The organism is Mesorhizobium sp. M1A.F.Ca.ET.072.01.1.1 (assembly GCF_004023325.1).
Lineage (GTDB): Bacteria > Pseudomonadota > Alphaproteobacteria > Rhizobiales > Rhizobiaceae > Mesorhizobium.
The window spans coordinates 20,127-28,217 of record NZ_RZSF01000054.1; the positions used below are offsets into that span (position 1 = coordinate 20,127).

6 protein-coding genes are annotated in these 8,091 nt (G+C 64.9%); 3 read left to right on the forward strand and 3 right to left on the reverse strand.

Features of this window, described 5'->3' with window-relative positions; genetic code table 11:
- The first annotated feature begins 12 nt into the window (after positions 1–12).
- Positions 13–747, forward strand: a complete 735-nt coding sequence (lexA, locus tag EOA32_RS10805) for a transcriptional repressor LexA (protein ID WP_066992799.1) — start codon at positions 13–15, stop codon at positions 745–747.
- Here the strand turns inward: lexA and EOA32_RS10810 are convergent.
- Positions 741–3,194, reverse strand: a complete 2,454-nt coding sequence (locus tag EOA32_RS10810) for a ComEC/Rec2 family competence protein (protein ID WP_128371738.1) — start codon at positions 3,192–3,194, stop codon at positions 741–743. The two genes, lexA and EOA32_RS10810, sit on opposite strands and share 7 nt — an antisense overlap.
- A 102-nt stretch (positions 3,195–3,296) precedes the next feature.
- On the opposite strand from EOA32_RS10810, the gene gltX reads away from it, so the two are divergent.
- Both gltX and gltA read left to right on the forward strand, forming a co-directional pair.
- Positions 3,297–4,721, forward strand: a complete 1,425-nt coding sequence (gltX, locus tag EOA32_RS10815; RefSeq protein ID WP_128371739.1) for a glutamate--tRNA ligase — start codon at positions 3,297–3,299, stop codon at positions 4,719–4,721.
- Positions 4,722–4,902: 181 nt separating this feature from the next.
- Positions 4,903–6,231 carry a citrate synthase gene (gene gltA, locus EOA32_RS10820; RefSeq protein WP_095777720.1) on the forward strand — a complete coding sequence of 443 codons (1,329 nt, stop codon included), beginning with the start codon at positions 4,903–4,905 and terminating at the stop codon, positions 6,229–6,231.
- Between the two features lie 80 nt (positions 6,232–6,311).
- Here gltA and lpxB read toward each other — a convergent pair whose 3' ends face one another.
- Positions 6,312–7,493, reverse strand: a complete 1,182-nt coding sequence (lpxB, locus tag EOA32_RS10825) for a lipid-A-disaccharide synthase (RefSeq protein WP_128371740.1) — start codon at positions 7,491–7,493, stop codon at positions 6,312–6,314.
- Positions 7,483–8,091 (reverse strand): UDP-2,3-diacylglucosamine diphosphatase LpxI (gene lpxI, locus EOA32_RS10830; RefSeq protein WP_128371741.1); only part of this gene is annotated, 609 nt, incomplete at its 5' end. The genes lpxI and lpxB, both read right to left, overlap by 11 nt.

Genomic DNA, 8,091 nt, shown 5'->3' on the forward strand with positions numbered 1-8,091 from the left:
ATGGGGGCCGCCATGCTGACGCGCAAACAACATGAACTGCTGATGTTCATCCATGAACGGCTCAAGGAAAGTGGCATTCCGCCGTCTTTCGACGAGATGAAGGAAGCGCTCGACCTTGCCTCGAAATCGGGCATCCACCGCCTGATCACGGCGCTGGAGGAGCGCGGTTTCATTCGCCGGCTGCCGAACCGGGCGCGTGCCCTCGAAGTGTTGCGCCTGCCTGACTCGATCGCGCCCGGCCTCAATGCGGCGAAGAAATTCTCGCCGAGCGTCATCCAGGGTGGCCAAGGCAATCTCGGCCGCCAGATCAAACCGGCGGCGCCCGCCCGCACGCCGACGCCCAGCAATGACGACGACGCCGTTTCAGCCGTCTCCATCCCGGTGATGGGTCGCATTGCCGCCGGCGTGCCGATCGACGCCATCCAGCACCAGACGCATTCGATCACAGTGCCGCCGGACATGATCGCGGGCGGCGAGCACTACGCGCTCGAGGTCAAAGGCGACTCGATGATCGAGGCCGGCATCTTCGATGGTGATACGGTCATCATCCGCAACGCCAGCACTGCGAGCCCCGGGGAGATCGTCGTGGCGCTGGTCGACGACGAGGAGGCGACGCTGAAGCGCTTCCGCCGCAAGGGCGCCTCCATCGCGCTCGAGGCTGCCAATCCGGCCTATGAGACCCGCATCTTTGGTCCCGATCGCGTCAAGGTTCAAGGCAAGCTGGTGGGGCTCATCCGCCGCTACTGAGGGGGCTGCGGCTTGGCTTCCGGCTTCTCGGGCTTCTTGTAAGGCGCTAACCCCCTCGCCTCACGCGAGTAGCGCCGCTGTTCGTGCCAAGGGCGGTACGGTTTTTCGACGGCGTATTGAATGGATGCTCGCGCCGTCGCCGATTGCGGATCGAAGAAGACGGCGGCACTGCCGTCGCGCGCGAGCTGCCGCTTGGTGACGACGAGGATACGTGGATCGCGGCAGGGATTGTAGGCCGTGGCGTCGTTGATGACGATGAGGTCTGCAAAGTCGCAGGCAGGTCGGGAAGCTTCGCGGTTCTCGGCGAGCGCGACGATCGCGCCCGATGGATGCCGGCCAATGCAGAGATCGCCCGTGCAGTAAAAGGGCGATCCAGGCGGCAAGTCGACGGGATCGGCTATGTCCAGCGTGCCCTTGGCGAATGTCTCCGGCGGCACGATCGTTTCGGCCTTGAGCGCGCGTTTCCAGTTATCGGTGGTGAACTCGTTGGAGCGGGCACGATTGACGGCGAGTTCGCCGCCGCCGATCGGCATCGCCACCAGATGCGCGTCCTCCGAGATCAGCAGGTCCGGCGTGCGCACCTGCGGGATGATCATGACGGCCGCGACTGCCAAAGGAATTGCGGCCAGCCTCAGCCAGGTAGTCGCCATCGTGGCGATGACGAGCGCGATCGTCGCCAGCAGCACCGAATGGATCGAGATCAGGCCCACGGCATCGACCGGCGACCACTCCGAAAGCCACGCCGAGATCGCGATCATCGCCGTCAGGCCCTTGCCCATCAAATAGAGGAAGGGCCCGTCGAAGCCGAACGGCATCATGACCGCGCTGGCGACGGCGAGAAACATCACGACCGTGACGATCGGCATGATCGCGAGATTGGCCAGCAGGCTGAGCGGCGAGACGCGCTGGAAATGCCAGATGGCAAACAGCGCTGTGGCACTTCCGGCAATGATCGACGTCATTGCGGCGCCACCTGCTCCGACTGCCAGTTTATGCGACATGAACCGCAGGAACGAACGCTTTGCCGGCGGCGCTCTCACCTTGCCGGCGCGGTAGTCGGACCAGCCGGCATAGGCGCCGACAAGAGCGGCGGTTGCCGCGAACGACATCTGAAAGCTCGGGCCAACCACTTCATGCGGCGACACCAGAATGACGGCGATGGCCGAGATCGCCAAGTTGCGCATCGTCAGCGCGGCGCGGTCAAAAAGCACGGCGATCAGCATGACGGCCAGCATGATGAAGCTTCGCTCGGCGGCGACCACCACGCCGGAGATGACGAGATAGGCGGCGATCGACATAAGCGCGATTGCCGCGGCATGTTTCTTCACCGGCCGGCGTGACGAAAAATCCGGGAACAGCGCAAAGGCGCCGCGCAGCAGAAGCATGACCGTGCCGGCGACCAGCGCCATGTGCAGGCCCGAAATCGAGATGATGTGATAGATGCCGGTCCGCCGCATCGCCTCGTTGATGTCCTCCGGAATGCCGGCGCGCACGCCGACGATCAGTGCGGCGGCAATTTCGCCTTCGGGTCCGCCGACGGTGCTTCTGATGTGGTCGGCAATGTTTTCGCGCGCGTTCTCGATGGCCGAGGCGATGCTCGTCTGAGCGATCGGGTCCGTTGGCGAAATGACTTTCGGGTCGCCGAGGAAAAATCCGCTGCCGCCGATGCCGGAAAAATAGCTGTCGAAGGAAAAATCATAGCTTTCGGGACGGACCGGCCCGGTCGGCGGCAGGAGCCGTGCGTAACCCGTAACCAGCGATCCGGCCTTCATGCCGGCCGGGATCCTGCGTGCCGAGAGCCTGACGCGATCCGGCGCGTAGCGCAGCTTTGGATGCGCTGTCGAGACGAGATCGATGGTCAGCCTGACGCGGCCATTGGCCATTTCCTCGGCGACGGCGACGCGGCCTGTCAGCCGCGTCTGGATTTCGGAGCCGAGCATCGGTGTTGCGGCGCGCCAGGTCTCGACCTTCGCGGCGACGAAGCCCAGCGCGCAAAACAGAGCCGCCATAAAGACCAGGTGTGTCTTCAGCCAGGGACGCGAAACGGCCGCGCATAGAGCCATCAGCGCCACCGCCGCCAGCGGTCGGTAAAGATCCGGCTCGGCGCTCAAGGAATAATAGAGTATCACGCCGGCGGCCAGGAACACCGGCACCAGCAGGAAGCCGATGCCGCGGTCGAGCTCGGTGGAGGCTGCCTCGGCCACACCCCGGCGAAACGCGGAAAACGAGGCACGGCGGAACCGCCTGCGGATTAAGTCGATGGCTGCCGGCGGACGAGCTTGTAGCGAAGCATCGCCGTCCGGCGGCAAAATTTCGGCGGCCGGACGCGGCACTGGAACCAAAACCGGTACAGCCTCGGCAGGCACGGTGGCGGCAAACAGCAGGCGCTCGCTCACGCCAGCCGTCGTCTCCTCGCCCTCCTCCGCACCCCGGCCACGTCCAGCCATCGGGTCTGCCCCTTGCGCCCCAGACCTCCTATGCTACATGAACGCCCACCGCGCGAAAGTCCGCGCAAACATGCCCGCTTCAGTGCTTCTTCCGAGAGTTCCATGTCCGACAAGGTCGTCACCCGCTTTGCCCCCTCGCCCACCGGCTATTTGCACATCGGCGGCGCGCGCACGGCGCTGTTCAACTGGCTCTACGCCAGGCACACGGGCGGCACGATGCTGCTGCGCATCGAGGACACCGACCGCGAGCGCTCCACCGAAGCGGCGACGGCCGCTATCCTGGACGGGCTGACCTGGCTCGGCCTCTCATGGGACGGCGAGGCCGTGTCGCAGTTCGAGCGCGCGCCGCGCCACCGTGAGGTGGCAGAGGAGCTCGTACGGCTGGGCAAGGCCTATTTCAGCTATGAGACGCCTGCCGAGCTGGAGGCGATGCGCGAGGCGGCGCGGGCCAAGGGGCTGCCGCCGCGCTACAATGGCCAGTGGCGCGACCGCGAGCCCTCCGAGGCCCCTCCCGGCGTCAAGGGCGCCATCCGCATCAAGGCGCCGACCGAAGGAGAGACCGTCGTGCACGACCGCGTGCAGGGCGAGGTGCGATTCCCGAACAAGGACCTCGACGACTTCATCATCCTGCGCTCGGACGGCAACCCGACCTACATGCATGCCGTCGTCGTCGACGATCACGATATGGGCGTCACCCACATCATCCGCGGCGACGATCACCTGACCAACGCCGCGCGCCAGACCGTAATCTATAACGCCATGGGCTGGACCGTGCCGTCGATGTCGCACATCCCGCTGATCCATGGTGCCGACGGCGCCAAGCTGTCGAAGCGCCACGGCGCGCTCGGCATCGAGGCTTATCGCGCCATGGGCTATCTGCCGGAGGCCCTGCTCAACTATCTGGCCAGGCTCGGCTGGAGCCACGGCGACGACGAGGTGATGTCGATCAAGGATATGATCTCCTGGTTCGACATCGGCGACGTCAACAAGGGCGCCGCCCGGTTCGACTTCGCCAAGCTCGAGGCGCTGAACGGCGTCCATATGCGCAAGATGGACGACAAGGCGCTCTTTGATGTTCTCGTAGCCACCCTGCCCTATCTCGAGGGTGGCCCGGCGCTCGCGGCCAAGCTCGACGACAGGCGCAAGGCACAGCTGCTTGCCGCCATGCCGGGCCTCAAGGAGCGGGCAAAGACGTTGGTCGAGCTTGTCGATGGAGCCGGCTTCCTGTTCGCCGAGCGGCCCTTGCGGCTCGACGAAAAGGCTGCGGGGTTGCTTGGCAGCGACGCCCGCGCCATTTTGCGCGGCGCCCATGCCGCGCTCGCCGCGATCTCCAGCCAATGGAGCGCCGCGACCGCGGAAGCCGCTATTCGCGATTTTGCGCAGGCAGGCGGCCATAAGCTCGGCGCCGTGGCTCAACCGCTGAGAGCCGCGCTCACCGGCCGCAGCACCTCGCCCGGCGTGTTCGATGTGCTCGCTGTGCTCGGCCGTGAGGAGAGCCTGGCGCGGGTTGCGGATCAAATCGATTAGGAGCGAACTGGCCCAAGAAGATTGGCATTGAAAGGTGTGTTTCGCAGTGCAACATTAGGCCTTGGCCCAATCTGGCACGCACCTCCTAAAATGCGGTGGCAAGTTCGCGCATTCCGGTGATTTCGACGTGTCGTTTGCAGGAATTGCCTTGCCGGCATGAGAAAACATAAAGGAGTTTGCAATGAGCGAAGCTGCGACAAAACTGGAATCGGGCGGCAAGGCGCGCGAGTCGACCGCAAGGCTCGAGCTCGCCGGCAAGACGCATGAATTCAAGGTGCGAAGCGGCTCGACCGGGCCCGACGTCATCGACATCGGCGCGCTGTACAGCACCACCGGGGCCTTCACCTACGATCCCGGTTTCACCTCGACGGCAAGCTGCGAGTCGGCGATCACCTTCATCGACGGCGACGCCGGCATCCTGCTGCATCGCGGCTACCCGATCGACCAGCTCGCCGAGCACGGCGACTTCCTCGAGGTCTGTTATCTCCTACTCTACGGCGAATTGCCGACCAAGGCGCAGAAGGACGACTTCGACTATCGCGTGACGCGCCACACCATGGTGCATGAGCAGATGTCGCGCTTCTTCACCGGCTTCCGCCGCGACGCCCATCCGATGGCCGTCATGTGCGGCGTGGTCGGCGCGCTGTCGGCCTTCTACCACGACTCGACCGACATCTCGGACCCATATCAGCGCATGGTCGCCTCCATGCGACTGATCGCCAAGATGCCGACGATCGCGGCGATGGCCTACAAATACCACATCGGCCAACCCTTCATTTACCCGAAGAATGAGCTGAATTTCGCCGCCAACTTCCTGCACATGTGCTTTGCCGTGCCGTGCGAGGAGTACAAGATCAATCCGGTGCTGGCGCGCGCCATGGAGCGCATCTTCATCCTGCACGCCGATCACGAGCAGAACGCGTCGACCTCGACGGTTCGTCTCGCCGGCTCTTCGGGCGCCAATCCGTTCGCCTGCATCGCGGCCGGCATTGCCTGCCTCTGGGGCCCCGCGCATGGCGGCGCCAACGAGGCGGCCCTCAACATGCTGGGCGAGATCGGCCATGTCGATCACATCCCGGAATTCATCGCCCGCGCCAAGGACAAGAACGACCCGTTCCGCCTGATGGGCTTCGGCCATCGCGTCTACAAGAACTACGATCCGCGCGCCAAGATCATGCAGAAGACGGCGCATGAGGTGCTGGGCGAGCTCGGCATCAAGGATGATCCGCTGCTCGACATCGCGATGGAGCTGGAGAAGATCGCGCTGACCGACGAGTATTTCATCGAGAAGAAGCTCTATCCGAACGTCGACTTCTATTCGGGTATCACGCTGAAGGCGCTGGGCTTCCCCACCACCATGTTCACCGTGCTGTTCGCGGTCGCCCGCACCGTCGGCTGGATCGCGCAGTGGAAGGAAATGATCGAAGATCCGCACCAGAAGATCGGCCGCCCGCGCCAGCTCTACACCGGCGCCACGGAGCGCGATTACGTGCCGATTGCGAAGCGGTGAGTGAGCGAATAGCGAAATAGCGAGTAGCGAATAGGGAAAGAACTGGCGGCACTGAGTGGCGCCAGCCCACTCGCTATTCGCTACTCCCTATTCGCTTTTCTGATGCATCCCAGCACCACCTCTGCGGCAATCTCGCCCGACGGCCTGTCGGTCGCCATGCGCCTGGCGATTTCGGCGAAGCCTGCCCGCTGCCAGGCGCGCATGCCGGTATCGGCAAACAGGGCTTCCAGCTGACGCGCCAGGTTCTCCGGCCTGACATACTGATCGTAGAACTCCGGCACCAGCGCGCGATCGGCGATCAGGTTGGGTAGCAGCGCCGACCAGGTCGTCACCAGATGCTGCAGCAGCTGCCTCGCGATCGGATCGAGCTTGTAGCTGGAGACCATTGGAACACCGCAAAGCGCAAGCTCGAGCGAAACTGTTCCGGAGGCGATCAGAGCCGCATCGGCCTTGCCGAAAGCCAACCATTTGCGCTCCGGATCGGTGATGATCTCGGGCTTCTCGTCCCAACGCGTGACGGATGTTTTCACCAGGTCGGCGACATGCGGCACCGTCGGCAGCATCAGCCGCAAGCGGTGACCGCGCTGATGCAAGACCGATATCGCCTTGCCGAACGGCTCGATCAGCCGGCGCACCTCGCCGCGGCGCGAGCCGGGCAGCACGAGCAGCGTCTTCACGCGATCCTCCGACAGGTCCCGCGGTACGCTCTGCGCCTTGGCGGCGCCAAGCACGCCGGGATCCTGGGTCAGCCGGTGGCCGACATAGGTGCCGGGAGGCCCACCAAGTCGGGTGAGCGCCTTCACTTCGAAGGGCAGGATGCAGAGGATGTGATCGACATAGGGCTTCATCGCCGCCGCCCTGCCCGGCCGCCATGCCCACACGCTCGGGCAGACATAATGGACGATCGGGATGGCGGGCGCGGCGGCGCGGACCCTTTTGGCGACGCGCAGCGAAAAATCAGGGCTGTCGATGGTGATTAGGCAATCCGGCCGCTCCGCCGCGATGGCGCCGGCTGTTTGGCTGATCCGGCGCATCAGCCGCGGCAGGTCGCGCAAGACGGCGCTGAAGCCCATCAGCGCGATCTCGCTGCCGTCGAAGAGCGGTGTCAGCCCCAGTTCCTGCAAATGCCGGCCGCCGATGCCGACGAGCCGGATCTTACGGCCGGTGGTCTTCTCGAGCGCACGCACGATGTCGGCGCCGAGCAAGTCGCCCGATTCCTCGCCCGCGACGATGGCGATCTTGAGCGGCCTCTCACTGGCCATCGGTCGGCTCCGTCGCGGTAAATCCGACGATGAACAAGCCAAGCGCATCGGCCCGCGCGAGAGTCACCGGGCTTTCGAGAATGAGCGAGCGGCCGGCTTCGACGGCGATGCCGGCAAGGCCGGCCGCATGTGCGGCCTCGACCGTCTGCGGGCCTATCGAGGGCAGGTCGGCGCGCAGCTCCTGCCCTGGCTTGGCGCATTTGACGAGAACGCCGCGCGTCTTGCCGGCGAGCCTGCCGTGTCCGCGCAATTCGCGCGTCCTCTCGAGCAGGCCCTTAGTGCCTTCGATGCCTTCCAACGCGATAACCCGCCCTCCGACCGCAATCGCCGCCTGGCCGACGTCGAGCTCGCCGATTGCCTTGGCCGCCGCGCGGCCCGCCTCGATATCGCGCCAGTCCGATTGCTTTGGTCCTGCCTTGGTCAGCGTGCCCTCGCCGGCAGCGAGATCTGGAACGATCTCGTGCGCTCCGACCACCGTGATACCGCGCCTTTCCAGCCCGCGCGTCAGAACCTTCAGAAGCCCGTCGTCGCCGCGCGCCAGCGCCATTGCCACGGCGGGGATTATCGTCAGCAGACTGAGCGTTGGACGTATTTTCGC